Raw genomic sequence first — 26,936 nt, forward strand, 5'->3', positions numbered from 1 at the left:
CATATGCAAGCGGTTACAGTTGGATTACAAACCTGACGAGCGGTCGCAAGGCCGGTGGCGGCCGGGTAAAAATGTAAACGGTTCCATCGCGATGAGCGCGCGCATCACAGATGCGTCACGGTTTCATCACGATCGCACCGCCAGATTGCCAAACCGTCGGCAAGGAGTCAGACTGGGACCGGTCACAGTCCCCGACCAAGAGTGACCAGCACGTATTGCGGCCGCGCGCCGCTCGATCCAATGGAGTGTCATGACGCAGTCTTCCTGGCCCGCTCTCGAAGGCCTGGCCTACGGCGGGGATTACAACCCCGAGCAGTGGTCGCGCGAGGTGTGGAACGAGGACGTCGCGTTGATGCGCGAGGCGGGCGTCAACCTGGTCTCCGTTGGCATCTTCTCGTGGGCGATGCTTGAGCCCAAGGAGGGGCTGTACGACTTCTCCTGGATGGATGACCTGCTCGACCTGTTGCACGCCAATGGCATCGCGGTCGACCTTGGCACCCCGTCGGTGTCTCCGCCGGCGTGGTTCTTCCACATGTACCCCGAGTCGCGGGTCGTGACGAGGGACGGCACCGTGATGGGCTTCGGTTCGCGGGGCATGGCCTCCCACGCGTCGACCGAGTACCGCGAGGCCATCGCCCGGATGGCGGCCGAGCTTGCGCGCCACTACGCGGATCACCCCGCCGTGGTCATGTGGCACGTCCACAACGAGTACGGCGTGCCGGTGGGCGAGGACTTCGGCCCCCGCTCGGTGGCTGCCTGGCGCCTGTGGCTGCAGGGCAGGTACGGGACCCTCGAGGCTCTCAACGCCGCCTGGGGTACCGCGTTCTGGGGTCAGCGTTACGGCGACTGGGAGCACGTGGTGGCCCCCGCGGCGACTCCCACGATCGCGAACCCTGCGATGAAGCTCGACTGGGCCCGCTTCACGGACGACCAGCTGCGCGAGTGCTTCCGCATCGAGCGCGACGCGATCCGCCAGTACTCCGACAAGCCGGTGACCACCAACTTCATGGCTCACCAGTCGTGGAACACGGACCTGTGGAAGTGGGCCCGGGAGGTCGACGTCGTCTCCGATGACCACTACCTGTGGTCGCCCGACCCCGACGCTCACGTGGGGCTGGCGCTGTCCGCCGACCTCACCCGCTCGGTGGGCGGCGGCAACCCCTGGATCCTCATGGAGCACTCGAGCTCAGCCGTGAACTGGCAGGGCCGCAACATCGCCAAACGCCCCGGCGAGGAGCGTCGCAACGCGTTGACCCACGTGGGCCGCGGCGCGGACGGCATCCTGTTCTTCCAGTGGCGGGCTTCGCGCTCGGGAGCCGAGAAGTTCCACTCGGCCATGCTTCCCCACGCGGGCAAGGACTCGCGGGTCTTCCGCGAGGTGACGCAGCTGGGTCAGGACCTCAAAGACATCGCGGAGCTGCGCGGCTCGCGCGTCGTGGCCGACGTCGCTGTCCTGTACGACTGGGAGTCGCTGTGGGCGCACGACCTCGAGTGGCGCCCCAGCGACGACATGCAGTTCCGCGAGCGCATGCGCGCCTACTACGAGCGCCTGTGGCGCGATAACGTCGCTGTCGACTTTGTGCACCCAGAGGCGGACCTCTCCGCGTACCGACTCGTGGTGGCACCCACCTCGTACCTCCTCACGGCACGGGCCGGCGAGAACCTCACCGCCTACGTGGCCCAGGGCGGCACGCTGCTGGTCGGCGCCTTCTCCGCCATCGTGAACGAGAACGACGCCGTGCATGAGGGCGGTTTCGGCGCGCCCCTCAAGGACGCCCTGGGCCTCACGGTCGAGGAGTTCCTGCCACTGCGTGAGGGCGAGACCTGCGCGGTCGAGTTCGACGGCACGCAGCTACCCACGGATGCCTGGGCCGAGGACATCGCGCTCGCGGGCGCCGAGGTGCGCGGCACCTTTGCGGGCGGCCCCGGCGCTGGCCTTGCCGCCGTCACTCGCCACACCCACGGCAACGGAGTCGCCTGGTACGTCGGCACGCGCTTCGGCGTCGAGGCGCTCAAGGCCGTGACGGACCAGGTCTACGCCGACGCGGGCGTCGTGCTCTCCGGCGGCCCCGAGGGGCTCGAGACCATGACCCGCCGCGGCGCCACCCACGACTTCGTCATCGCGGTCAACCACCGCGAGACGGACACCAGCCTGTCGATCACGGGCACCAACCTGCTGGACGGTGCCGAGATCGAGGGACACCTCCACCTCCCGGCCGGCGACGTCGCCGTCGTCCGCGTCGCGAGGGAGAACCCGGGGGGTGGTGCCTGATCGCCACCTCCACCGTGCCGTGACGCAGTCGTCACGGCACGACACCCCGGACCAGCACCATCAGCGAGCGGCACGGTGCCGCTCGTGAGCACAACGGTCGTCACCTCAGGCGCCTCGAAGCAGAGGCGGATGACGACCCCCACTTCGGAAGGAAACATCATGCGCAAGCAGATCGGAATGGGAGCCGCGTTCGTCGCGACCGCTGCGCTCCTGGCCGCGTGCAGCTCGGACCCCGAGCCCGCGGAGACCGCCAGCACCGAGCCGACCGCCACGGCCTCGGAGACCTCGGAGGCGATCGACGCCTCGGGTCAGACCCTGACCATCTGGACCGACGCCGAGCGTGAGGGCGCCATCCAGACCGTCGCCGACACGTTCGAGGCCGAGACCGGCGCGACCGTCGAGATCGTCCAGAAGAACTTCGAGGACCTGCGCAACGACTTCATCGCCCAGGTCCCCACCGGCGAGGGCCCCGACATCACCGTCGGCGCTCACGACTGGGCCGGCGCGCTCGTGGAGGCCGGTGTGGTCAACACGGTCGACCTCGGCGAGACCGCGGACGACTTCGAGCAGGTCGCCATCGACGCCTTCACGTACGACGGCCAGCTGTACGGCCTGCCCTACGCGACCGAGGCCATCGCGCTCATCCAGAACGCCGACCTCGTCGGTGACACCGCCCCCACCACGTGGGACGAGATGATCGCGATGTCCGAGGAGGCCGGCTTCGAGGACCGCCCGTTCATCCTGTTCACGAACGGCACCTCCGGTGACGGCTACAGTGCGTACCCGCTGCAGACCTCGTTCGGCGCCCCCGTGTTCGTCCAGGACGAGTCGGGCTCGTACACCGCCGAGGTCGGCATGGGCGGCGAGGCCGGCCAGGCCTTCGCGCAGTTCCTGTACGACAACGGCTCGGCCGGTACCGGTTACTTCTCGGACACCATCGACTACGACACCTCGAACCAGCTGTTCGCCGATGGTGAGTCGCCGTTCATCCTCCAGGGTCCCTGGATGCCGTTCTTCGACGACGACTCGATGAACCTGGTCGTCTCGCCCATGGTCTCCGCCGGTGGCGAGACCGCCGCCCCGTTCGTGGGTGTGCAGGGCTTCTACGTGTCCTCGCAGTCGGAGAACACGCTGCTGGCCAACCAGTTCCTCACCAACTACATGGCCACTGAGGACGCCCAGCGCGCCCTGTACGAGGCCGACCCTCGCCTGCCTGCGCTGACCGCGCTGGCCGAGGAGTTCTCGTCCGACCCCATCACCGCCGGCTTCGTCGCCTCTGCGTCGCAGGGCGTGCCGATGCCGTCGATCCCGCAGATGGGTGACGTGTGGGACTTCTGGAACGCCGCCGAGATCCAGCTCATCACGGGCACCGCGGATGACCCCGCCGGTACCTGGGACTCGATGGTCTCGGAGCTCGAGGCCGCCATCGGCTAAGGTCCGAAGGGAGGACGGGTCGGCTCGCCGGCTCGTCCTCCCTCTCCCCGCCGGGCGCGCCCGGCACTGACAACGACGACACAGCAGGAGAGACAATGGCCCACGATGACGCGGTCGCGGTGAAGGAGCCTCAGGCTCCGAAGGAGTCGCACGCCCGGCGCTGGAGCGGACTCGGCGGAGGGTTCATCGCCAAGCTGCTGCTGATGGCGTTGGTGAACGCGCTGGCGCTCACCATCATCATGTCGGCATGGAACGCCGAGGCCTGGGCGATCCTGACGCTGTCGATCGTCCTCATCGTCGCCGCCGACATCATCTACTTCGCCAAGCGCACCCTGCCGCTGAAGTACCTGTATCCCGGCCTGGTCTTCCTGGCCATCTTCCAACTGTTTACGCTGGCCTACACCGGCTACGTCGCGTTCACGAACTACGGCACCGGGCACGCCGGGTCGCAGCAGCAGGCCGTCGAGGCCACGCTGATCCAAAACGAGCGCCGCGTCGACGGCACGCCCACCGTGCCGCTCAGCATCGTCCGCGACGGCGACACGCTCGGCTTCGCCGTCACCCAGGACGGCATCGTCTCGGTCGGCACCGAGGATGACGTTCTCGAGCCCGTCGGCGGCGCCGTCGTGGACGCCAACGGACGCGCCACCGAGGTGCCCGGCTGGGAGGTCGTCTCCCAAAACGAACTGTTCTCCGACCAGGACCTGCAGCAGGCGGTCATCGACCTGCGCGTCCCGGTCTCCGACGAGGCGGAAGACGGGTCGATGCGCACCCGCGATGGCTCGTCCGGCGCCGTCTACCAGTCGTCCATCGAATGGGATGACGAGGCTCAGACCTTCACCGACAAGGAAACGGGCACCGTCTACTACGCGGACCAGGAGACCGGCAACTTCGTCGCCGATGACGGTTCGCGCCTTCCCACCGGCTGGTCCGTGACCGTCGGCTTCGACAACTTCGTGCGCGCCGTCACCGACCAGAACCTCGCGGGCCCGCTCCTGAAGGTCACCCTGTGGACCTTCGCCTTCGCGGTCCTGACGGTGCTCACGAGCTTCGGCCTCGGCCTGCTCTTCGCCCTCATCTACAACGACGACCGCATCCGTGGCCGCAAGTGGATGCGCACCGTGTTCATCCTCCCCTACGCCTTCCCCGCGTTCATGTCGGCCCTGCTGTGGCGAGGCATGCTCAACCGCGAGTTCGGCATCATCAACGACTGGTTCTTCTTCGGCGCCGACATCAACTGGCTCGGCGACCCCCTGCTGGCCAAGCTCGCGATCCTGTGGGTCAACCTCTGGCTCAGCTACCCCTATTGGTTCCTGGTCTGCACCGGCGCGCTGCAGGCGCTTCCTAGCGAGACCATGGAGGCCTCGCGCATGGACGGCGCGGGCCGGTGGCGCCAGTTCCGCTCCATCACGCTGCCGCTGCTGATGGTGTCGACCGCGCCTCTCGCGATCTCCTCATTCGCGTTCAACTTCAACAACTTCACGATCATCTACATGCTGACCGAGGGTGGGCCACCCTTCCCCGGCACCTCCGGGTTGGGCTCGACGGACATCCTCATCTCCGCGATCTACAACATCTCGGGCGTCTCCGGCGGATCCGCTGACTACGGTCTCGCCTCCGCGCTGTCCATCATCGTGTTCATCGTCGTCGGCATTATCTCGGCGATCGCCTTCCGCCAGACCCGCAAGCTCGAGGAGATCTAGCCATGAGTGAGATCACCGCCCAGGCACCCGCCCGCCGCAACCCCAGCCGCCGCTCGCGGTGGTGGGCAGAGGTCGGCTGGAAGTATCCCGTCGCCGCGATCATCATCTTCTACGCGGCCTTCCCGCTGGTCTACGTCTTGTCGGCATCGCTGTCGTCGTCGGGCACCCTGTCCTCCACGAGCGCACTGTTTTCCGACCTGTCGTTCAGCAACTACGCAGCACTGTCCGACACCTCGTACTGGACGTGGGTGTGGAACACGCTGATCGTCGGCGGGGCCTCGGCCCTGGGCGCCGTCCTCATGGGCGCCTGCGCGGCCTACGCCTTCTCGCGCTTCCGCTTCAAGGGCCGCCGCGGGGGACTGACCACCCTGCTGATCGTGCAGATGTTCCCGCAGACGGTCGCCTTCGTGTCCGTCTTCCTCCTGCTGACGGCGCTGGGAAACGTGATCCCCGCCCTCGGCATCAACTCGAAGATCGCCCTGATCTGCGTGTACCTGGGCGGGGCGCTGGGGGCCAACACGTTCCTCATGTACGGCTTCTTCAACACCATCCCGCAGGACATCGACGAGTCCGCGAAGGTCGACGGCGCCACCCATGCGCAGATCTTCTGGAAGCTCATCATGCCGCTCGTGACCCCCATCCTCGCCGTGGTGGGCTTGCTGGCCTTCATCTCGGCCTTCGGCGACTTCATCCTCGCCAAGATCGTGCTGGTCTCTCAGGATCAATGGACCCTCGCGGTCGGCATGTACCAGTGGGTGTCGAACCAGCTCAGCGCCAACTGGGGACTGTTCTCCGCCGGCGCGGTGATCGCGTCGATCCCGGTGCTCATCATCTTCTTGTCGCTCCAGAAGTACATCGTGGGCGGCCTCACCGCGGGCTCGGTCAAGGGATAACCCCGGGCCGATGCTCCTTCCGCACGAGCGTTTCGCAGCCTTCTCACCGTTGGGACCGGTCCCACCGGTGAGAAGGTATGTGTGCGCCCCAGGCGGGACGGCGGCGTCACGCGACGCCGCCGAGTACCCCTCGGCGCCGTAGGCGCCTCCGCGCCGCCCGGCGCACCATGGCAGTACCTCAGGTCAATGTGGATCGAAAGGACAACGCGATGGCACAGTTGCGATCACGACTGGGAGCGGTCACGGCGGTAGCCGTGATGGGCGCCCTCACCGCCGCGGGAACGTCCAGCGCGGCGCTGGCCGCCGACCAACCCGCCGAGGCGGGCATCACCGTCCCCAAGGTCGAAGGGATGGGGGAGGACTGGATCAACGGCGTCGACGTCTCCTCGGTGCTGTCGCTCGAGGAGTCCGGCGTGGTGTTCCGCGACGACGCCGGTGACCCAGGAGACCTCTTCGAGATTCTCGCCGACCACGGCGTGAACTGGGTGCGCGTGCGCGTGTGGAACGACCCCTACAACGCCGAGGGCCAGGGCTATGGCGCCGGAAACGTCGACGCCGACCGGGCCACCGAGATCGCCGAGCGCGCCACCGATGCGGGCATGCAGGTGCTCGTGAACTTCCATTACTCGGACTTCTGGGCCCACCCGGGCCAGCAGATCCTTCCCAAGGCGTGGTCGGGGGACACGCTCGACGAGATCGTGACCGACGTCCACGACTACACCGCCGCGACCCTCACGCAGATGGCGGACGCGGGAGTCGACGTCGGCATGGTGCAGGTGGGAAACGAGACCACCGGTGGCCAGATCGCCGGCACCACCTCGAACTCTTCCTGGTCCGACACGTCGCAGATCTTCCAGGCCGGTTCGACCGCAGTGCGTGAGGTGTACCCGGACGCGAAGGTTGCGGTGCACTTCACGAACCCCGAGCGCGGCGCCTACCCCGGCTATGCGCAGCGGCTCGCGGACAACGGCGTCGACTACGACGTGTTCCTCAGCTCGTACTACCCGTACTGGCACGGCACGCTCGAGAACCTGACGAGCACTCTGTCGGAGGTGGCGACCACCTTCGACAAGGAGGTCGCCGTCGCCGAGGTCTCGTGGGCGCACACGCTCGAGGACGGCGACGGTCACACGAACGTGATCTATAGCGACTATGACCAGTACTCCACGTCCGTGCAGGGGCAGGCGCTCGCGGTCCGTGATGTGATGCAGGCAGTCGCGAACGTCGACGAGGGTCGAGGCATCGGCACGTTCTACTGGGAGCCCGCATGGCTGCCCGTGGGTCCGGCCGACCAGGTTGACGCCAACGCCGTGCTGTGGGAGCAGTACGGTTCCGGCTGGGCGACCTCAGCCTCCTACGAGTACATCCACGACGAGTACTACGGCGGCTCGGCCTGGGACAACCAGGCCATGTTCGCGTTCGACGGTACGCCCCTCGAGTCGCTCAACGTCTACCAGTACGCCGTCAACGGCACCGTGGGTCCGCGCGAGCTCGACGGCGTCATCGCGCCCGAACTCTCCGTCGCGGACGGCGACACCATCACCCTTCCCTCGTCCGTCAAGGTGCGCTACACCGATGGCGTCACCGAGACCCAGGACGTGACCTGGACCTACCGCGACGGCTGGATCCAAGGTCCCGGCACCTACACCGTGCGCGGCGTCACCTCAGCGGGTGTCGATGCCACCGCCACGGTCACGGTGCTTCCCGAGGGCGGCGCCGGCACCAACGTGGTGGTTAACGGTGGCTTTGAGGACGGGGTCGCGCCGTGGACCGGAAGCGGCAACGGCTACACCATCTCCGCCGCCGACGATCCCTACGACAACTCGAAGCGCTCGCTCCACTTCTACAGCGCCAACCCGGTGAAGTTCACGGTCCAGCAGACCGTCTCCGGCCTCGCGCCGGGCCAATACCGGATGTCCGCGCAGGCGCAGGGACGCGCCGGCGACCAGGTCGTCATCTCCGCCTCATCGGGGATCTCAACCGTGTCCGCGACGGCCACGCTCGACGCCTGGACGAACTGGCAGAACCCCACCACGGCGCCGCTGAGCGTCGCCGCCGACGGCACCGCGGTGGTTTCCATCGCCGTTGACGCCGCCGCGGGCGCGTGGGGCACCGTGGACGAGGTGATTCTCGCCGAGGTGGTCGACAGCGAGCCGGTCGACACCGCCGCGCTTTCCGAGGCCGCCGAGCAGGCGGCCGCGATCGATCTCGACGGTTACACCGCCGTCTCGGCCCTCGCCGTGCGCCGCGGGCTCGACCGTGCGGACCTCATTCTGGGCTCACCCGAGCCCAGCCAGGCCTCGGCGGACGCCGCCACGGCGGCGCTCGCCGACGCGGTCGACGGCCTCACCGAGGGTGACAGCTCCATTCCCGATCCTTCCGTGCGGCCCGTCACCGTGAGCGTCGTCGACGGCGACGAGATCGGCCTGCCCGCGACCGTCACGGTGGTGGCGTACGACGACTCGACGAGCATCGAAGCGGTGACATGGCACGACGTGCTGGACCTCATCGACGGACCCGGCGAGTACACCGTGTACGGCGAGAGTGAGAACGGTTGGCCCGCCACCGCGACCGTCACGGTGACGGCCCGCAACTGGATCGTCAACGGCGGCTTCGAGGCAGGCGTCGACGACCCGTCGCCGTGGGTCATCGAGGCCGGTGACACCTGGCCTAGCGCCGACGACGGTACCGCGTGGGTCGCGGCCTATGGCGACCTCGAAGGCTCCTACGCCCTCAACGGCTGGTCCAACGGTGCCGCCGCCTCCGGCTTCTGGATCTCAGCGAAGCAGAGCACCGCGACGCTTCCCGCGGGTACCTATGCGCTCAGCGCGCGCTCGGCGGGCGGCGGCGCCGACGGCGCCTCGGACACGACCTACGAACTGGGTGCCTGGGATGGCACCTCCACGCACACCGACACCCTCGCGCTGCCGGGCTGGCCCGACCACGACGAGGCGAGCGTGACGTTCACCCTCGCCGAGCCGTCCACGGCCGACGTGTGGGTCTCGGCGGACCTCGTCCCCGGTGACTGGTCGTACGTCGACGACGTGAGGCTGGTGCGCGTCGAGCAGTCGGTTGGCGACACCGGCGTGCTCGCCGAGGCGCTGGCGGCGGCGGCCGACGTGGACCGCGCGGCCTACACCGAGGACAGCCTCGCGCGCCTCGACCTGGCAGCCGAGCGTGGAGCCCTCCTGATGGTGTCGCAGCGCTCCACCCAGGACCAGGTCGAGTCTGCGGTGCACGATCTCGCCTTCGCGACCACCACGCTCGCGTATGACGCCGAGCCGATCTGTGAGATCTCGTACAAGGTCAATGGACGCTGGCCCGGCGGCTTCAACGCTCAGGTATGGATCGCCAACGTCTCGGACGAGAATATCGACGGCTGGGACCTCTCGTGGAGCTTCGCGGGCGGCGAGACGATCACGAACCTGTGGAGCGGAACCGAGCAGCAAAGTGGCGGCGACGTCACCGTGGAAGCGATGCCGTGGAACTCGGTGATACGACCCGGCAAGAAGCTGACCTTCGGGTTCATCGGAGCCGCCGATGATGCGCGGAGCATCGAGGAGTTCGTCCTGAACCACTCGGCCTGCGCTGCGACCCCGTAACCCCACTCGGCCGATGCCGTGGCGAGCCCCGTACGGGCCTCGCCACGGCATCGGCCATGCGTGGCTTAGGACCGCCGCGAGAGCAGCACGCGCAGCGTGCGGGGCTCAAGCACCTGCTCCTCGCCGGGCTTGACAATCTCGCTGGGAACGCCAACAGGGGACTCCCACGCCGAGTCCCACACAATCTCCCAGTCGGGGCCGTCGTCGGGCGGAGTCACCACCGTCGCGGCATCGTTGGAGCCGTTGACGATGAGCAGGGCATCGGGCTCGTCGCGGTCGGACAGGGAGCGCATGAACTGCAGGACGCGCGTGGCCGGGTCCTCCCACCAGTCCTCGCTTTCGGGTTCGCCGCTCGCGGCAAACCACGCGGAGTCGGCACGCGGGTTGTCGTCGTCGGGGTGAGGATCGCGCCCTTCATAGAACTCGGCGGGGCGCAGCACGCGGTTCTCGCGACGTAGGGCGACCACGTGCTGCACGGTGGCGCGCAGGTCCGCCTGCCACGGGTGGAGTCCCCAATCAAGCCACGAGATTTCATTGTCCTGGCAGTACGCGTTGTTGTTGCCGCCCTGGGTGTTGCCGATTTCGTCGCCGGCCAGCAGCATCGGCGTCCCCGCGCTCAGGAGCGTGGTGCCCAGGAGGTTACGCATGGCGCGCCGACGCATCGCGTTGATGTCCGCGTCGCTGGTCTCACCCTCGAATCCGTGGTTCCACGAGCGGTTATTGTCCGTACCGTCCCGGTTGTCCTCGCCATTGGCCTCGTTGTGCTTGCCGTTGTAGGTGGTGAGGTCGTACGTCGTGAAGCCGTCGTGGCAGGCGACGAAGTTCACCGAGGCCATGGGCCCGCGCATGAGGGGCGGCTCGGAGTGGCCGAACAGGTCCGACGAGCCCGCGAGCCGTGTCGCGAGCTCGGGAGCCGTGGGGTGGCTGCGGGCGCCCTTGGCCATGTCTCCCAGCCAGAACGAGCGCACCTTGTCGCGGAAGCGGTCGTTCCATTCGGCCATGGGCGCGGGGAAGTTGCCCACCTGCCAGCCGCCCATGCCGGTGTCCCAGGGCTCCGCGATGAGCTTCGAACCGCCCAGCAGCGGGTCCATGGTGAGGGCCACCAGGAAGGGGTGGCGAGTAGAAAAGCCGTGCCCGGTGCGCCCCAGCGTCGCCGCGAGATCGAAGCGGAAGCCGTCGACACCCACCTCCTCGACCCAGTAGCGCAAGGAGTCCAGCGTCATCTGCACCACGCGCGAGTGCGAGAAATCCAGGGTGTTGCCGGTCCCCGTGGTGTCGTCGTAGTGGCCGGGGGAGTGTGGCTGATGACGGTAGTAGGCGTGGTTGTCGAGCCCGCGCCATGACAGCGTTCGGTCACCCCAGCCGGCTTCGGCGGTGTGGTTGTAGACGACGTCGAGGATGACCTCGAGCCCGGCCTGGTGGAGTAGGTCCACCATGCCCACGAACTCGTCGAGCACCCCCTGGGCGCCCTTCGCGCGTGCATCCTCGGTCGCGTAGGCGGCGTGCGGGGCGAAGAAGCCCATGGTCGAGTAGCCCCAGTAGTTGGTGAGGTCCATGTTCTCGAGATGCGGCTCGGACGCGAATGCGTGCACGGGCAGGAGTTCGACAGTGGTGATCCCCAGCGACACGAGGTACTCGATCGATGCCGGGTGGGCGAGGCCCGCGTACGTGCCGCGCAGGTGCTCGGGCACATCCGACATCTGCTGGGTGAAACCCTTGACGTGCAGCTCGTAGACCACGGTGTCTTCCCAGGGGATCTGGGGGCGGGGGGTCTGCCAGGAGCCGCCGGGCTCCGCCGTCACCACCGAGCGCGGCACCAGCGGTGCGGTATCCGTGTCGTCCTTGTTCGACAGCAGGGCCTGCGCACGCGGGTCATTCATCGGCGTGAGGTGGCCCTCGATGCCTCGCGCGTAGGGATCCAGCAGGAGTTTCGCGGGGTTGTAGCGGTGGCCCTTCTTAGGCGCCCACGGTCCGTGAGCGCGGAAGCCGTAGTGCTGCCCCTCGGCCATGCCGGGGACGAAGGCGTGCCACACGCCGGCCTTAGGGCCGAACAACTCCACGCGGGTCTCGGCGCCGCTCGCATCGAACAGGCACAGCTCCACGGCCGTGGCGTGTCCGGCGTAGACGCCGACGACTGCGCCGTCGTCCACGAGGTGGACGCCCAGGCGGTGTGGGGTGGGGGACGGGGTGACTCCCTCGATGCTCATGCCCTCATTGTGCCTGGAAGGTGTGACAGCGCCACCTATGCCCGCGTGTCGGATCCGTCACCACACCATCGCTTGCGTCTGAGGAAGCACCTGTGCCTACGGTGGACCGATGCGCGCAAGGAGTCTGCTGTGGATGCGGCGCGAGGCGTGGGGCTTCGCGGCCGGATCGGTGCTGTTCATCGTCGCCGCGTACACGCACACCATGGCGGTCATCGGCACCGTCGCGACCAACCTCGTCTACCTGTGCGGCTCTGCGCTATTTACCTGGGCCGCCATCGAACAGTTGCGGCTCGACGGGCGCCGCGTCCCCCACCGTGGGTCGACCCCAGGCAATCTTGCGGATTGGTGGGCGGCGGCGACACGGCTGCTCGGTGGGGTGCTCTTCAATGTGTCGATCCTGGGTTCGCTGATCGCGTCCCTGACCGACATCGACGCCGGGGATGTGGTGTGGACCAGCGCGCCCTGGGGCTCGGCCGCCTACGTCGCCGCCGCTACCCTCGCCCTCGTCGCCGTGTCCAAGCGCGAACAGCTGTGGGACCCGCGCGCCCGCACGCCGGCGACCACGTGGCTGACCATGCTCGGGTCGCTCTCGTTCGCAGCGGCCTCGGTGATCGACTACGCGCTACCGCCGGGCGAGCAGCGGCCCCTCGCGGGCGGGATCGCCGCGGCCACGATGACTGGTGCGGTGGCGTTTATCGCCGCCACCCTCGCCTCGCACGCCTCCGAGGCCGCTCAACGGCGCGACGAAAGGCCGGAGCAGAAGCGAAAGGCGGCCGACGGCCCCCACGACGGCAGGCTCAGTTCGGGGTGAACCGTCCCGCCGCCAAGACCGGGACACCCGTCCCGCTGACGCCGCGAGGGACGTTGGTTAGGCTCGTGGCATGCGCATTCTGGTCACGGTCAAGCACGTCCCCGACCTGCAGTCGCAGCGGTCCTTCACCGGCGGCCGTGTGACGCGCACGGCGGACGACGGCACCATGAACGAGCTCGACGAGCATGCCGTTGAGGCCGCCCTCCAGCTCGTGGAGGCCGCGGGCGAGGGTGAGGTCTACGCCCTCACCGTGGGTGGGGCCGATGCGGTGGTCGCCGTCCGTAAGGCCCTTCAGTTGGGAGTGCAACACGCGATCCACGTCTCGGACGACGCCATCGCGGACTCGGACGTCTTCGGCACCGCGAAGGTGATGGCTGCTGCTGTTCGCAAGGTGCAGGACGAGGCGCCCCTCGACCTCGTGATCACGGGCATGGCGGCCCTCGACGGTCTCACGTCGATGCTGCCCACGGCGCTCGCGGCCGAGCTCGACTGGTCCCAGGCGACCCTGGCATCGGCCGTCTCCGTGGCTGGCGGCGAGGTGACTGTCGAGCGCCACCTCGCCGACGCGCACGAGACCGTTGTCGCGCCGCTACCCGCGGTCGTCTCGGTGACCGATGAGGCGAACAAGCCGCGCTATCCCAACTTCAAGCTCATCATGGCGGCGCGCAAGGCGCCGGTGGCCCTGTGGTCACTCGCGGATCTGGGCGTGGATCCCGCGAGCGTGGGCAGGGAGGGTGCGCGCACCGTCGTCGTGGACGCGTCGCCTGCGCCGCCGCGCGAGAACCGCGTGACCGTCACGGACACGGGGGACGGCGGCACACAGCTGGCCGACTTCCTCATCGAAAAGGGGCTCGCATGACCACCGTCGCCGTCCTCATCGATCACCGCGACGGTGAGGTGACGCGCCCGGCCCTTGAGGCGCTCACACTCGCCCGCTCGCTCGGCACTCCCGTGGCGGTGTGGCTCGGGAGCGTGCCGTCGGCCGATGCCGTGGCCCTCGTAGGGGACTACGGCGCCACCGAGGTGCGGGTCGTCGACGCGGAGATGCGGCTCGCGGGCCATGCGGCGGCCGCGTTGGGGGCCGCGTTGGAGGACGCGGACGTGGTGGTCGTCATCTCGACATTCGTCACCAAGGAGATCGTCACGCGCCTGGCGATGGCCACGGGCGCTGGCGTCGTCGTCGACGCGGCGGGCGCCGAGATCGTCGACGGTCGGGTCGAGACGGTGCAGACCGTGTTTGCGGCGACGTGGAACGTGCGCACGCGCATCCACACGGAACGCGCCATCGTGGGCATCCGGCCCAACACCACGCAGGCGGTGCCTGCCGACACTCCCGGCGACGCGGTGATCGTTCCCGTCACGGTGGATCGTCCCGCCACACGCGAGCGCGTAGTGGCGGTCGAGCCGGTCGAGCGGGGCGCGGGCGTGCCGCTCGCGGAGGCGCCCGTCGTGGTCTCCGGCGGGCGAGGCACCGGCGGAGACTATGCGCTCGTGACCGAGCTCGCCGAGCTGCTGGGCGGCGCGGTAGGTGCCTCGCGTGACGCGACCGACGAAGGCTGGATCAGCCACGAGCACATGGTGGGTCAGACCGGCACGACGGTGACCCCAGCGCTGTACGTGGCGGCGGGCATCTCCGGCGCCGTGCACCATCGCGGAGGGATGCAGGCGTCCGGCACCATTGTGTGCATCAACCTGGATCCCGATGCGCCCATCTTCGAGATCTCCGACTTCGGAGTGGTGGGCTCGCTTTTCGACGTCATCCCGCAGGCCATCGCGCGGATCAGGGAGCACCGCGCCGGCTGATCGCTCGCGGCGCTCGCCCGCGCCTGCACTGACGCCCGTCAATGTGCGATATGACGGGCTGCACCGCGGAACTCTCCGCACCGACCCGTCGATCGGCGAGACGACGGGCGGGAGCGCCCGCTGTGTGCGGTCAGCCGCGCGTGTCGACGGAGAGGCCCAGGTCCTCCCAGCGCGCGGCCTCATCGGCGAGTGCCTGCGCCTTGGCCGCACCCTGTGTGAGGGCGTGGCGGCCGGCGAGCAGGTGCAGTGGGGGAGCGTCCATGGTGGCGATCTGGAGCATGACGCGAGCCAGCGCGTGCGGGTCGCCGGGCTGGTTGCCCGGAAGGCGGTCGATGCGCTCCCAATAGGGTTCCATGACCTCGGCGTAGTCGGGGTGAATGTCTCGCACCTTCGCGCCCGAAGGGATCCACTGGGACACGATGGGGCCGGGCTCGATGATCGACACCTTGATCCCCAGGTGCGCGACCTCCTTGGCGAGCGACTCCATGAAGCCCGACACGGCCCACTTGGACGCGCAGTAGTAGCCCATGCCTGCCGATCCGCGGACGCCGGCGATCGAGGAGATGGTGATGACGTGGCCGGAGCGCTGCTCGCGCAGGTGCGGCAACAGTGCCGTGGTGAGGTCCGCGGCGCCCCAGAAGTTGGTGTCGAGGACCCGGCGTGCCTCGACGGGGTCGGACTCTTCGATGGTGGAGAAGTAGCCGATGCCCGCGTTGTTGACGAGCACGTCGATGGGCCCGGCCTCAGTGGCCTGCGCGACGGCGGCGGCGATGCTGTCGGGATCCGTGACGTCGAGCGCGAGCGCCGTCACCGTGTCCGGGTGTGCGGCGACCAGCTCATCGAGCGTCTCGGGCCGGCGTGCGGTCGCGATCACGGTATGGCCCGCGTCGGCGGCCGCGGCGGCGAGCGCGTGACCAATGCCCGTCGAGCAGCCGGAGATAAACCAGGTGGCCATGGGAATCCTTTCGCTGTCCTCACCTCAGCCTAGGTGGCGCGCGACTCAGGAGTCGGACCCCGTAGTCCCGCATGTCACGCAGTGTTTACGTAGTGTTTTCCGGCTCGCAACGGCCCCTTTGCTGTGTCCAGTTAGCGTGGCGGGGCACCTACTAGCAGGGAGAATCCATGCGCATGCGCGCCACAACGGTCGCGGCCGTGACAGCATTGGGGGTGGGCGCAGCAGCCCTCCCCGCGACTGCCGCCGAGGAGACCGTCTACGCCAGCGACCTCATCATCAGTGAGTACGTCGAGGGATCGGGCTACAACAAAGCTATCGAGGTATACAACGGCACGGGAGCCGCGGTGAATCTCGCGGGCTACTCGATTCAGCCCTATCAGAACGGCGCCACTACGGCGTCATCGGTGATAGAACTCGACGGCTTCCTCGCGCAGGGCGACGTGTATGTGGTGGCGAGCAACAACACCAGCGGCACTAACGACGTCGCCGCACTCGCGGACCTCACCACGGGCTCCATTCAGTGGAATGGCGACGATGCCGTCGCGCTGGTGAAGGGCGAGACGATCCTTGACGTGCTCGGTGTCATCGGCGAACGACCCAGTTGGGGCGCCGATGTCTCGCTTCAACGCAACGCCACCGTGTGTGAGGGGGCGACGACCTACGACGCCGGCCAGTGGGCCGACGCTGGCAAGGATGTCCTTGACGGCCTCGGCACCCACACCATGAACTGCAGCGGCGAGGTGGTGGACGTGGCCCCCACGGTCTCGTCGATCACGCCGGCGGACGGCGCGATGGGCGTGAGCACCGACCCCATCATCGAGGTGGCATTCTCCGAGGACGTGGACCTCGCCGAGGGCGCAGTCACCCTCACCTGTGTGGAGACGGGAGACGTCGCCCTTGAACAAGCTGGCGGCGCCGCGTCCTACACCTTTACCCCTCAGGCGACCCTCGCGAACGGTGAGGAGTGCTACCTGACCGTCGACGCATCGGCCGTCACCGATCGCGATGGCGAGACCGCAGACCCGATGGTCGAGGACCTCGCCACCACCTTCACGGTGACGCCGGGCCCCATCACCATCGGTGAGATCCAGGGCAGCACCGACACGTCGCCTTACGCGGGCACCACCGTGACCACGACCGGCGTGGTCGTGGCGAACTACCCAGGCACGTCCGCCGAGGGCTCGCTACGCGGCTACTACCTGCAGTCGCCCGACGGTGAGACCGATGGAGACGCTGCAACGTCGGACGGAATTTTCGTCTTCAACGCGGGAGCGGACGACGTTGATCTGGGCGATCTGGTTACCGTGACCGGCGCGGTGTCGGAATACCAGGGACAGACGCAGATGAGCTACGCGGAGGTGACGCTGCTCGGTGAGGGTGAGTCCGTGACCCCCGCCGAGGTGACGCTTCCGTTTGCCGACGCCGCGCAGGCCGAGCGCTACGAGGGAATGCTCGTCACCTTCCCAGGCGAGTTGACTGTGACGGAGATCTACCAGCTGGGTCGCTTCAATGAGGTGACCGTGTCGGGCATCGGCAAGCTCGACCAGCCGACCGCCATCGTCGAGCCCGGCGAGGCCGCCAACGCTCTCCAGGCATCGAACGATCTCGCCACTATCAAGATCGATGACGCGATCAACCTGCAGAACGTCGACCCGATGGGTCGCGGGGGACAGCCGCTCAGCGCGGCCAACACGCTTCGCGGCGGCGACACCGTGACCGGCCTGACTGGCGTGATGACGTACACGTGGGCGGGCAACTCCGCCTCCGGGAATGCGTGGCGTGTGCGCCCGGTCTCGGCCGACGCTCCGACCCCCGACTTCCAGCCAGCTAACCCGCGTCCCACCGAGGCTCCCGAGGTGGGTGGCACGCTCCAGGTCGCGAGTTTTAACGTGCTGAACTTCTTCACGACCATCGATGGTTCGGGCATGATCTGTGGACCCGAGGGCTTCAAGCAGTACTGCCGCGGAGCCGACAGCGTTGAGGAGCTCGAGCGACAGACCGACAAGCTGGTCGCCGCACTCACCGAGCTTGACGCCGACGTGATCGGCATCATGGAGATGGAGAACACCCCCGGCGCCGAACCGCTCGCGGTGCTCGCCGACGCGCTGAACACCGCGACCGGCGGCGACGCGTGGACCTACGTCGACACCGGCGTCATCGGCACCGACACTATCCGTGTGGGTGTGCTCTACAACGCCGATGTCGTCACCGAGGCCGGTACCTTCGCGGTACTCGACTCCAGCGTCGACGATCGATTCGACGACGACCGTAATCGTCCGTCGCTCGCCCAGACCTTCGAGGAGACGGCGTCCGGCGAGACCTTCACGGTCGTCACGAACCACTGGAAGTCGAAGGGCAGCTGCGCGGACAGCGGGCTCGACGCCGACCAGGGCGACGGCGCGAGCTGCTGGAACGAGACCCGTCGCTTGGGCGCCGAGGCGCTCGTCGACTGGATCGCCACCTACCCCACGGGCGTCGAGGACGACGACGTCATCATCATGGGTGACCTCAATTCGTACGCCCAGGAGGACCCCATCGACGTCCTCCGTGACGCCGGCTACGTGGACCTGGCCGACGACTACTCGTACGTCTACGACGGACAGTGGGGATCGCTCGACTACGCGTTTGGCTCGTCGTCGCTGGTAGAGCAGGTGACCGACTCGGCCCACCTCCACATCAATGCCGATGAGCCCGGTGTGCTGGACTACAACACCGAGTTCCAAACTAATGAGCAGATCGAGTCGCTCTATGCGCCCGACATGTACCGCACGTCCGACCACGACCCCGTGCTCATTGGCCTGAGCCTCGGCGACGCTCCGGTCGAGCCGGGCGATGGCGATGGCGATGGCGGCGGTGATGGAGATGGTGACGGCGACACCGGCGGCAACGGCAACGGCAATGCCGGGGGCAACGGCAACGGGAGCGCGGGCGGCAACGCCGGCCAGAACGGCAACGCCGGAGGCAACGGCAACGGCAACGCCGGCGGCAACGGCCAAGGCAACGGTCCGCGCTGGACGGTGCCGTCGGGCACGTTCACGCCAGGCGCTAGCGTGACGATCGCGTTGAACGATCTGCCCGAGGAGGTCCTGGGCGTCGAGTTCGGGGTCGAGAGCGTCTACCAGCGCCTCGCGGTCGTCATGGTGCAGGACGGCACCGCGACGGCGACCGTGACGATTCCCGTCGATCTCGAGCCCGGCACGCATCACCTGGTCGCGCTCGACCAGGCAGGCAACGAGCTCGCCCGCTACGAGATCACGGTGACCGCAGCCGCGACCGACGCAGGCTCCGGCTCCTTGTCGGGCACCGGTCCCGAGGTGGTTGCCTCGATCACCGCAGCGCTCCTGCTCCTGACGGTCGGTGCCGGCTTCGCGGCCGTTGCCGGTCGCCGCAGCCGCGTGCGCGTCGCGTAGCGCGCGACAACGGATGGCCGATGCGGTGGGCAACCACCGCATCGGCTATCAGTCGTTCTCGGGCCGGTACAGCGGATCGGCCGAGCCTCCCCACCCGGCGTTGCCGATGGGGGAGAAGCCGCCCTCGGCATCGGCCGGCTGGTAGCGCTGGAAGAACGACTGAGAGCGCAGGTCGCCGCGCTCCTGGGCCATCACCCAGACGGCATCGAATTTGCCCTCCTCGAGCGTCACGAAGCCGTCGAAGCACACCGCGATGAGGTCCGCGGGCGACTCGCGCAGGCTCGCACGGGCATGAATGAGGCCCTCCTCGAGGGTCTCCGACGCGAAGCGGTGCAGCGACCGTTTCCCCTCGGCGTCCTCCTCGACGGTGAAGGCGATCACGGGGCCGTCGGCGGCCGAGGCGACGCCATGGTCGAGCGTGAGGAGGGCGAGCTGGTGCAGGCGCTGGCTGCCGGGAATCTCCGTCATGGCGCCACCGTAGCGCGTCGCTTTCTAGACTGGACGCCGTGACCTACCTCGACCATGCCGCCACGACGCCCCTGCGGGCCGAGGCGCGCGAGGCGTGGCTCAAGGCCAGCGTGGAGGTCGGCAACGCCTCGGCCTTGCACGGCGCGGGGCGGCGCGCGCGCGCCATCGTCGAGGAGGCGCGCGAACGCCTCGCCGCGGCGCTCGGCGCGCACCCGACAGAGGTGATCTGGACCTCCGGCGGCACGGAGGCCGACAACCTCGCGATCAAGGGCCACTACTGGCAGCGGCGGGGGGACGATGCCGCCCGCACCAGGATCGTGACGACCGCCATCGAGCACCACGCCGGGCTCGACCCCGTGCGCTGGCTCGCCTCGCATGAGGGCGCCACCGCCGTCGAACTTCCCGTCGACGCGGTCGGCACCTTGGACATCGCGGCGTTGCGCGACGAGCTCGCTGCCCACCGAGACGACGTCGCGGTGATCTCGGCGATGTGGGCCAATAACGAGGTAGGCACGCTCCAGCCCCTCGCCGACGTGGTCGCGCTCGTGGCCGATGCCGGGGTGCCTGTGCATTCGGACGCGGTCCAGGCAGTGGGGCATGTGCCCGTCGACTTCGCCGCCTCGGGGCTGACGTCGCTCGCCCTGAGCGCGCACAAGGTGGGCGGACCAGTGGGCATCGGTGCGCTCCTCCTCGCGCGCGGCGCACGCCTCACGCCCCTCACCCATGGCGGGGGACAGGAACGCTCGGTGCGTTCGGGCACTCTCGACCCCGCGGGCGCGATCGCGGCTGCAGTGGCCGTCGAGGCCGCCGTCGCGGACCTCGACACGGAACACGCGCGACTGACGGCGCTCAGAGACGGTCTGATCGCGCGGCTGCGCACCGAGGTGCCCATGGCCGTCGTCTCAGGGCCCGAGGACGGTACCCGAGCCTTGCCGGGCATCGTGCACCTCGTCGTGCCCGGAGCGCCGGGGGAGGCCCTGCTGTATGTGCTCGACAGCCACGGCATCGAGGTCTCGAACGGCTCCGCGTGCGTGGCGGGCGTCGTGCAGGCGAGTCACGTGCTGGAGGCGATGGGGCGTTCGCACGAGGACGCCTCCGCCACGTTACGTATCTCGATGGGCCACACCACGACCACGGACGACCTCGACGCCCTGATGGCAGTCCTGCCCGATGCGGTCCAGCGCGCCCTGCGGGTACGCCAGCGCTGACACCCCTGCTTTCTCGCGCGGTCGGCGCGCTCCCGCCCTATCGTGGGCCCATGAGGATCCTGCTGGCGGGCGCGACGGGCGTGATCGGCGCCCGGCTGGTGCCGCTGATGCTCGAGGCCGGACACGACGTGGTCGGCATCACGCGCACGCCGTCGAAGGCGGCGCTGCTGACCGCGGCGGGGGCGACTCCCGTGGTCGCCGACGTGATGGACGCCGCCGCGATGCTCACGGTCGCGCACGAGCACCGGCCCGACCTCGTCATGCATCAGGCGACGGACCTTCCCGACCGTCGCTCGGCGCTGTTGTTCAAGGTGCGCGGTCTGGGCCGTATCCGGACGGTCGGAACCGACGCTCTGGTCGCGGCCGCATCGGCCGTCGATGCCCACCTGATCGCCCAATCGGTCGCCTTCTCTCTGCCGGGCGCCGCGCAGCGGGCCGTCGCATATCTCGAGGACGCCGTCGACTCGGTCGGGGGGTTGTCGATCCGCTATGGGCTCTTCTATGGCCCTGGCACGTGGGACGAGCAGGCGCCCAGGTCCGAGGACCGTGTTCACATCGACACGGCAGCGAGGGCCACGATGGACCTGCTGGGCGAGCCCGCCGGCGTGGTGGAGGTGCGCGACTCCGGGGTCAGTCGACTGCGATGAAACCGCGGTCGACGGCCTCGACCAGCGCCGCGCGCGCGTCGATGATGCCGTTGCCCAGACCCGGACGGTCGTCGGGGTTCGACGCCGTCTCCGTGAGCAGGTCGATGACCTCCTCGCTTGGTACGCCGGCCGAGATCAACTGAGCGGCGACGCCCGCCACGAGCGGAGCCGCCATCGACGTGCCGGCGAGCGTCGCGTAGCCGTCCGAGCCGTCGGGGAAGAGGGTCGTGGAGTACGTGGGCACCGTGGAAAGGATGTCCATACCGGGTGCGGCGACGGCGCGCGCGTCCCCTACGTTCGAGAAGTAGGTTGCGGTGCCCACCTTGTTCGACGCGTTGACCACGAGGACGTGAACGCCGAACTGGTACTGCTGGCCCACCTCGCCGGCGTTGCCAGAGGCGGCGACCACGACCACGCCCGCCTCGTCGGCGCGGGTAATGGCGGCGTTGACAGGGCCGCCCTTCTCGATGCGGCCCAGCAGGCCTGTCTCGTCGAGTGAGAGGTTGATGACATTGGCGCCGTGGTCGACGGCCCAGTCGATCGCCTCCGCAATGGTCTCGTTGGAGCCCGACCCTTCGGCGTCGAGAGCACGAACGGGCATGATCTTGGCTTCTGGAGCCGCGCCGATGATGCCGTAGTCGTTGGCCGCCGCCGCCGCGATGCCGGCCACGTGCGTGCCGTGGCCGTTCTCGTCCTTGGGGTTGCGGTCGTCGTCGACGAAGTCGTAGCCGCCGACCATCTGCGCGCGTAGGTCGCGGTGGCCGTCGTCGACTCCTGTGTCGACGATCGCGATCACCACGTCTTTGCCCGTCGCGTACTCCCACGACGACCGTGAGTTCACGGCATCCAGACCCCACTGTTCGTCGACCCGGGGATCGGCGGCGTTCACGGGATCCACATGAGTCGAGCACGCCGCCAGCGTGACGACGGCGACGGCGGCGAGGGTGGGCAGGGCAAGGCGCATGGCCGTCATTCTTCCACGTAGCGTGCCGGACGGCGCCTGCCCCAGACATCTCTGCCAGGCTGAACACACCTCACGACCCTCAAGGAGTTGCCTCGTGTCCGCATCGCCCGCCGCCGACTCCTGTCTCGCCAATGCCCGCGATATCGCGACGGCGGCGCCCGGCCTTCGCGCCGGCGTGCTCTACCGATCCGACGCGCCGGCGCCGGGGGACCAGGCCCCTGATGGCCTGGAACCCTGGCCGCCGCGCACCGTCATCGACATGCGCGGGGTGGCAGAGAAGGGTCACGACCATCCGTTGGCGACCCATGCTCGCGTCGTGAACATTCCCGTACTCGACGACGCCGCCCTCACCGGCGCGCAGGCGCGCGAGACGCTGACGTCCCTGAGTGCGCTGTACACGCACATAACCGAGGGTCCCGCGGCGGCAGCCCTGGTGAGGGCCGTCGCGGAGGTGGCCACGGCCGACGCGCCGGTGTTGATCCACTGTTCCGCAGGTAAGGACCGCACCGGCGTGCTCGCCGCCGTGATCGAGGCGCTCGTGGGGGTGTCGCGCGAGCGCATCGTCGGTGACTACGTCGCGACCGCGGCGCAGATGCACGGCGTGATGGCGCGCATGATGCGCGGCGTGAGCGACGAGTTCCGCGAGGCGGCACTGTCGCAGATGCCCGCCGAGGTCTTCGACGCTCCCGCCCATGCCATCGAGGCCGTCCTCGACAGGTGGGACGCCGAGGGTGGCGTCGCAGCCTGGTACCGCGCTCACGGCGGCGACGAGGACACCGTGGCCGCGCTGCGCGGACGGCTCCTCGCCGACTGATCGCGCTTCGCGCGGTCGTAGAGCACGCGTACCATGGACGGGCAGTCTTCCCTGGAGGTCCCCATGCGCGTGCTCGCCGCCCTGTCCGGCGGAGTCGACTCTGCCGTTGCCGCGGCGCGGGCGGTCGATGCCGGTCATGACGTCGTCGGCGTCCACATGGCTCTCAGCCGCAACCGTGACGAGTTTCGTTCGGGCTCGCGCGGCTGCTGCTCGATCGAGGACAGCAACGACGCGCGCCGCGCGGCGGACAAGCTGGGCATCCCGTACTACGTGTGGGACCTGTCCGACGAGTTTCACGACCTGGTGGTGCAGGACTTCCTCGACGAGTACGCGGCCGGTCGCACGCCGAACCCCTGCGTGCGCTGCAACGAGCACATCAAGTTCGACACCCTGCTGGAGCGCGCCGAGGTGCTGGGCTTCGATGCGGTGGCCACCGGCCACTACGCGCGAATCGAGATCCGCGACGACGGCACTCGCGAGCTTCACCGCGCGCGCGACGCCGCCAAGGATCAGTCGTATGTGTTGGCGGTGATGGGGCCGGAAAAGGTGGCACGGTCGATGTTCCCGCTCGGCGACATGGCCTCGAAGGCAGAGGTGCGGGCGGAGGCCGCCGCGCGCGGCCTCGGGGTCAGCAACAAGCCCGACTCCTACGACATCTGCTTTGTCGCCGACGGCGACACGAAGGGCTTCCTGCAGCGCTCCCTCGGTGAGCGCCCCGGCGAGATCGTGGACCAGGACGGTGCCGTGGTGGGCGCGCACGAGGGCGCGTACGCGTTCACCGTGGGTCAGCGCAAGGGTCTCGGCATCGGCAGGCCCGCAGCGGACGGTGCCCCGCGCTACGTCACGGGCGTCGACACGGCGCGCAACGTCGTCACCGTCGGCCCCGAGACGCTCTTGTCCGTCACGACTCTCGAGGGCGAGCAGACGGTGTGGCTCGCACCCGACGTCACCGCCGCCTCGCCCGTGCGATGCGAGGCGCAGGTGCGCGCTCACGGCGCGCCTACGGCTGGCACCGTAGTGCGCGAGGGCGACACGCTGACTGTCACGCTCGACGAGCCCATGCGTGGCGTCGCCGCGGGCCAGTCCCTGGTGATCTACCAGGGCACACGGGTGCTGGGGCAGGCAACCCTGACCGCGCGGCGCGGCTGACCGCCGGGACGGCGCCGCTTAGTGCACCGTCACGACAATCTTGCCGCGCGTGTGACCGCCGGCGAGGGTTCGGTACGCCTCGGCCGTCCGCTCGAGCGGATACTCCGCGGCGATCTCCACATGGATACGGCCGTCGTCGATCCACTGCGCCAGCGTCCTCAGGTCTTCGGCGTCGGGCCTCACCCATACGTAATGGCCACCCAACTCGGTCGCCGCGCGAGGGTCGGCGATGGATGCGACCGTGCCGGTGGGGGACAGGAGCGCCGCCGCGGAGTCGAGCGAGGCGCCACCGGCGAAGTCGATGATTCGGTCAAACCCTTCGGGGGCGTAGACCGATGCATGCTCGACGAGGTGCTCGCCGTACTCGACCGGTTCGGCTCCCAGATCGCACAGGTAGTCATGATTGGCGGCCGATGCCGTGCCCACCACGTGCGCGCCCAGGTGCGTCGCGATTTGAACGCCGAAGGTTCCCACGCCGCCCGCAGCGCCGTGGATGAGCACCTGGTCTCCGGCCTCGACGCCCGCCCGGCGCAGAGTCTGGAGCGCGGTGAGTCCCGTCAGGGGTACGGCGGCGGCCTGGGTGAAGGAGAGCGACCGCGGCTTGAGAGCCGCGGTACGGGCCGGCACGGCGACGCGCTCGGCGAGGGTGCCGCCGCTCACGACGTCCTTGCGGGCATAGGCATAGACCTCGTCGCCCACGGAGAACTCCGGCGTGTCGAGACCGACCTGCACGACGACACCGGCGACGTCCCAACCGGGCACCACCGGAAAGTGCGCGTCGAGTACACCGGCAAGGTGGCCGCCCCGGATGTAGGAGTCGACGGGGTTGATGGCCGCCGCGTGGACCTCCACGACGACCGTATCCGGCCCGGGGTGCGGCTCGGGAAGCTCGGTGAGGTTAAGGACGTCGGTGTCGCCGAAGGACGAGTATGCGATGGCTTTCACACAGGCGGAACCGCGTGTCGTGCCGGGACATTCCGGACGACCACGACGGCGTGATCGCAACGTTTCGATCTCGGTAGGTCACAAATCGGTATCGAAACGTTTTGAGAGGCCCGTTTTCGTGGACACAGCATTCCGACCGGCGGTACGGTCGTAACGATTCGTGGGAGCGCTCTCACGCACGAGAGAGCGCTCTCCCGGGTTAGGTCACTACTACTAGGACTCACAAAGGAGTGAACGTGAGCTTCACGCGACGCAAGAAGACGCTGGCCCTCACCGCAGGTGCCGCGATCTTCGCTATGACCATCGCCGGCTGTTCGTCGGACGGCGATGACACCGAGCCGGAGGCCACCGACTCGGCTACGACCGAAGAGACCCCCGCGGAGACCGGTGGCGAGCCCGTCACCCTCACGCTGGCGACCTTCAACACCCCTGGCTACAACAGTGTCGAGCAGCCCAACGCGGACTACGAGTACGACCTGATCCAGGAGTACATGGACCTCAACCCGAACGTCACGATCACCTACGACCGCAAGGCCGAGTCCGGTGACGCTCGCACCAACTTCTTCACCAAGCTGGGCCCCGGCGGCCTGGCCGACGTCGAGATGATCGAGGTCGACTGGATGCCCGAGGTGATGCAGTACTCGGACCTCCTCGAGGACCTCACCTCCGCTGACACCGAGGGCCGCTGGCTCGAGTCCAAGGTCGCGGACGCCACCGACGCCGACGGCCGCCTCATCGGCGCCGGCACCGACGTGGGCCCCGAGGCCATCTGCTACCGCGCCTCGCTGTTCGAGGAGGCCGGCCTGCCGAGTACCCCCGACGAGGTGGCGACGCTCCTCGACGGTGACTGGGCCAACTTCTTCGAGGTGGGCCAGGAGTACACGGACGCGACCGGTAACGCGTTCTTCGACTCGACCTCCGGCATCTGGCAGGGCATGATCGGCCAGATCAACCCGGCCTACGAGGACGCGGACACGGGCGAGATCATCGCCACCGACAACGCGGACGTGAAGGCTGCATATGACCAGCTCACGGCCGCTGCGGAGACGCAGTCGACCGGATTCCAGCAGTGGACCGAGGACTGGAACGCCGGTATGTCGAACGGCGACTACGCGACCATGCTGTGCCCGCCGTGGATGCTCGGCGTGATCGAGGGCAACGTGGGCGACGCGGCCGACGACTGGAACATCGCCAACGTGTTCCCGAACGGCGGCGGCAACTGGGGTGGCTCGTGGCTCACGGTCCCCTCGAACGGCGCCAACGTCGACGAGGCCAAGAAGCTGGCCCTGTGGCTGACGGCCCCCGAGCAGCAGGCCAAGGCGTTCGCGAACGCGGGCACCTACCCCAGCCAGCCGGCTGCGTACGAGGACCCGGCAGTGGCCGACGCCACGAACGCGTTCTTCAACGACGCCCCCATCGGCACCCTGTTCGCTGACCGCGCGCAGGCCGTTCCGTCGGCGCCGTTCAAGGGCGAGTTCTACTTCCAGGTCAACACGGCGATCACGGACGCCCTGACCCGCGTGGACGGTGGTACCGATGACCCCACCGCGTCGTGGGACAAGGCAGTGAGCGAGATCGAGGCGCTCGGCTAAGCCAGCCGACTCCTTGAAGTCCGGGGCGTCCCGTTCGCGGGGCGCCCCGGATCCGCTCC

The 26,936-nt window shown here is 68.7% G+C and carries 19 protein-coding genes; 14 read left to right on the plus strand and 5 right to left on the minus strand.

Annotated elements, in window-relative coordinates; translation table 11 throughout:
- The first annotated feature begins 250 nt into the window (after positions 1 to 250).
- The 5 genes from B7K24_RS05680 to B7K24_RS05700 all read left to right on the plus strand — a co-directional run bounded on the left by B7K24_RS05680 (position 251) and on the right by B7K24_RS05700 (position 9,904).
- Positions 251 to 2,272: a beta-galactosidase gene (locus B7K24_RS05680; protein WP_084129131.1), complete on the plus strand. Its 2,022-nt coding sequence runs from the start codon at positions 251 to 253 to the stop codon at positions 2,270 to 2,272.
- A 159-nt stretch (positions 2,273 to 2,431) separates the two neighbouring features.
- On the plus strand, positions 2,432 to 3,706 hold the full coding sequence (locus B7K24_RS05685) for an extracellular solute-binding protein (RefSeq protein ID WP_084129132.1): 1,275 nt from the start codon (positions 2,432 to 2,434) through the stop codon (positions 3,704 to 3,706).
- Between the two features lie 95 nt (positions 3,707 to 3,801).
- Complete coding sequence (locus tag B7K24_RS05690) at positions 3,802 to 5,409, plus strand: ABC transporter permease subunit (protein ID WP_084129133.1); 1,608 nt, start codon at positions 3,802 to 3,804, stop codon at positions 5,407 to 5,409.
- Between the two features lie 2 nt (positions 5,410 to 5,411).
- A complete protein-coding gene (locus B7K24_RS05695; RefSeq protein ID WP_084129134.1) occupies positions 5,412 to 6,302 on the plus strand; it encodes a sugar ABC transporter permease in 891 nt (296 codons plus the stop codon).
- A gap of 209 nt (positions 6,303 to 6,511) precedes the next feature.
- On the plus strand, positions 6,512 to 9,904 hold the full coding sequence (locus tag B7K24_RS05700; RefSeq protein WP_144268140.1) for a glycosyl hydrolase 53 family protein: 3,393 nt from the start codon (positions 6,512 to 6,514) through the stop codon (positions 9,902 to 9,904).
- A 65-nt stretch (positions 9,905 to 9,969) separates the two neighbouring features.
- Here the strand turns inward: B7K24_RS05700 and glgX are convergent, their stop codons facing one another.
- Positions 9,970 to 12,111 (minus strand): glycogen debranching protein GlgX, encoded by a 2,142-nt coding sequence (gene glgX / locus B7K24_RS05705; protein ID WP_084129136.1) that lies wholly within the window; start codon positions 12,109 to 12,111, stop codon positions 9,970 to 9,972.
- Positions 12,112 to 12,220: 109 nt separating this feature from the next.
- Between glgX and B7K24_RS05710 the strand changes: the two genes are divergently transcribed.
- The 3 genes from B7K24_RS05710 (at position 12,221) to B7K24_RS05720 (ending at position 14,725) form a co-directional block, all read left to right on the plus strand.
- Positions 12,221 to 12,922: a hypothetical protein gene (locus B7K24_RS05710; protein ID WP_144268141.1), complete on the plus strand. Its 702-nt coding sequence runs from the start codon at positions 12,221 to 12,223 to the stop codon at positions 12,920 to 12,922.
- A 70-nt stretch (positions 12,923 to 12,992) separates the two neighbouring features.
- Complete coding sequence (locus B7K24_RS05715; protein ID WP_084129138.1) at positions 12,993 to 13,781, plus strand: electron transfer flavoprotein subunit beta/FixA family protein; 789 nt, start codon at positions 12,993 to 12,995, stop codon at positions 13,779 to 13,781.
- Positions 13,778 to 14,725, plus strand: a complete 948-nt coding sequence (locus B7K24_RS05720; RefSeq protein WP_084129139.1) for an electron transfer flavoprotein subunit alpha/FixB family protein — start codon at positions 13,778 to 13,780, stop codon at positions 14,723 to 14,725. The genes B7K24_RS05715 and B7K24_RS05720 overlap by 4 nt, the downstream gene beginning before the upstream one ends.
- 130 nt (positions 14,726 to 14,855) lie before the next feature.
- Here B7K24_RS05720 and B7K24_RS05725 read toward each other — a convergent pair whose 3' ends face one another.
- On the minus strand, positions 14,856 to 15,680 hold the full coding sequence (locus tag B7K24_RS05725) for an oxidoreductase (RefSeq protein ID WP_084129140.1): 825 nt from the start codon (positions 15,678 to 15,680) through the stop codon (positions 14,856 to 14,858).
- Between the two features lie 173 nt (positions 15,681 to 15,853).
- On the opposite strand from B7K24_RS05725, the gene B7K24_RS13260 reads away from it, so the two are divergent.
- Positions 15,854 to 19,090, plus strand: coding sequence for an ExeM/NucH family extracellular endonuclease (locus B7K24_RS13260; RefSeq protein ID WP_159449161.1), 3,237 nt, complete (start codon positions 15,854 to 15,856; stop codon positions 19,088 to 19,090).
- A 48-nt stretch (positions 19,091 to 19,138) separates the two neighbouring features.
- Here the strand turns inward: B7K24_RS13260 and B7K24_RS05750 are convergent, their stop codons facing one another.
- A complete protein-coding gene (locus B7K24_RS05750) occupies positions 19,139 to 19,558 on the minus strand; it encodes a hypothetical protein (RefSeq protein WP_084129141.1) in 420 nt (139 codons plus the stop codon).
- A 38-nt stretch (positions 19,559 to 19,596) separates the two neighbouring features.
- On the opposite strand from B7K24_RS05750, the gene B7K24_RS05755 reads away from it, so the two are divergent.
- Together B7K24_RS05755 and B7K24_RS05760 are read left to right on the plus strand one after the other, a co-directional pair.
- Positions 19,597 to 20,766 carry a cysteine desulfurase family protein gene (locus tag B7K24_RS05755; protein WP_084129142.1) on the plus strand — a complete coding sequence of 390 codons (1,170 nt, stop codon included), beginning with the start codon at positions 19,597 to 19,599 and terminating at the stop codon, positions 20,764 to 20,766.
- A gap of 50 nt (positions 20,767 to 20,816) precedes the next feature.
- Entirely contained in the window at positions 20,817 to 21,413 is a 597-nt protein-coding gene (locus B7K24_RS05760; RefSeq protein ID WP_084129143.1) for an NAD-dependent epimerase/dehydratase family protein, read from the plus strand.
- Here B7K24_RS05760 and B7K24_RS05765 read toward each other — a convergent pair.
- Entirely contained in the window at positions 21,397 to 22,377 is a 981-nt protein-coding gene (locus tag B7K24_RS05765) for a S8 family serine peptidase (protein ID WP_144268143.1), read from the minus strand. The two genes, B7K24_RS05760 and B7K24_RS05765, sit on opposite strands and share 17 nt — an antisense overlap.
- Positions 22,378 to 22,471: 94 nt before the next feature.
- On the opposite strand from B7K24_RS05765, the gene B7K24_RS05770 reads away from it, so the two are divergent.
- Positions 22,472 to 23,191 (plus strand): tyrosine-protein phosphatase, encoded by a 720-nt coding sequence (locus B7K24_RS05770; RefSeq protein WP_159449162.1) that lies wholly within the window; start codon positions 22,472 to 22,474, stop codon positions 23,189 to 23,191.
- A 63-nt stretch (positions 23,192 to 23,254) separates the two neighbouring features.
- Positions 23,255 to 24,340, plus strand: a complete 1,086-nt coding sequence (gene mnmA, locus B7K24_RS05775; RefSeq protein WP_084129145.1) for a tRNA 2-thiouridine(34) synthase MnmA — start codon at positions 23,255 to 23,257, stop codon at positions 24,338 to 24,340.
- Between the two features lie 18 nt (positions 24,341 to 24,358).
- Here the strand turns inward: mnmA and B7K24_RS05780 are convergent, their stop codons facing one another.
- Positions 24,359 to 25,285, minus strand: coding sequence for an NADP-dependent oxidoreductase (locus B7K24_RS05780; RefSeq protein ID WP_084129146.1), 927 nt, complete (start codon positions 25,283 to 25,285; stop codon positions 24,359 to 24,361).
- A 236-nt stretch (positions 25,286 to 25,521) separates the two neighbouring features.
- On the opposite strand from B7K24_RS05780, the gene B7K24_RS05785 reads away from it, so the two are divergent.
- A complete protein-coding gene (locus B7K24_RS05785) occupies positions 25,522 to 26,877 on the plus strand; it encodes an ABC transporter substrate-binding protein (protein WP_234986565.1) in 1,356 nt (451 codons plus the stop codon).
- The last annotated feature ends 59 nt before the right edge of the window (positions 26,878 to 26,936 follow it).

It is taken from the genome of Demequina sp. NBRC 110055, from assembly GCF_002090135.1.
Taxonomy (GTDB): Bacteria; Actinomycetota; Actinomycetes; order Actinomycetales; family Demequinaceae; genus Demequina.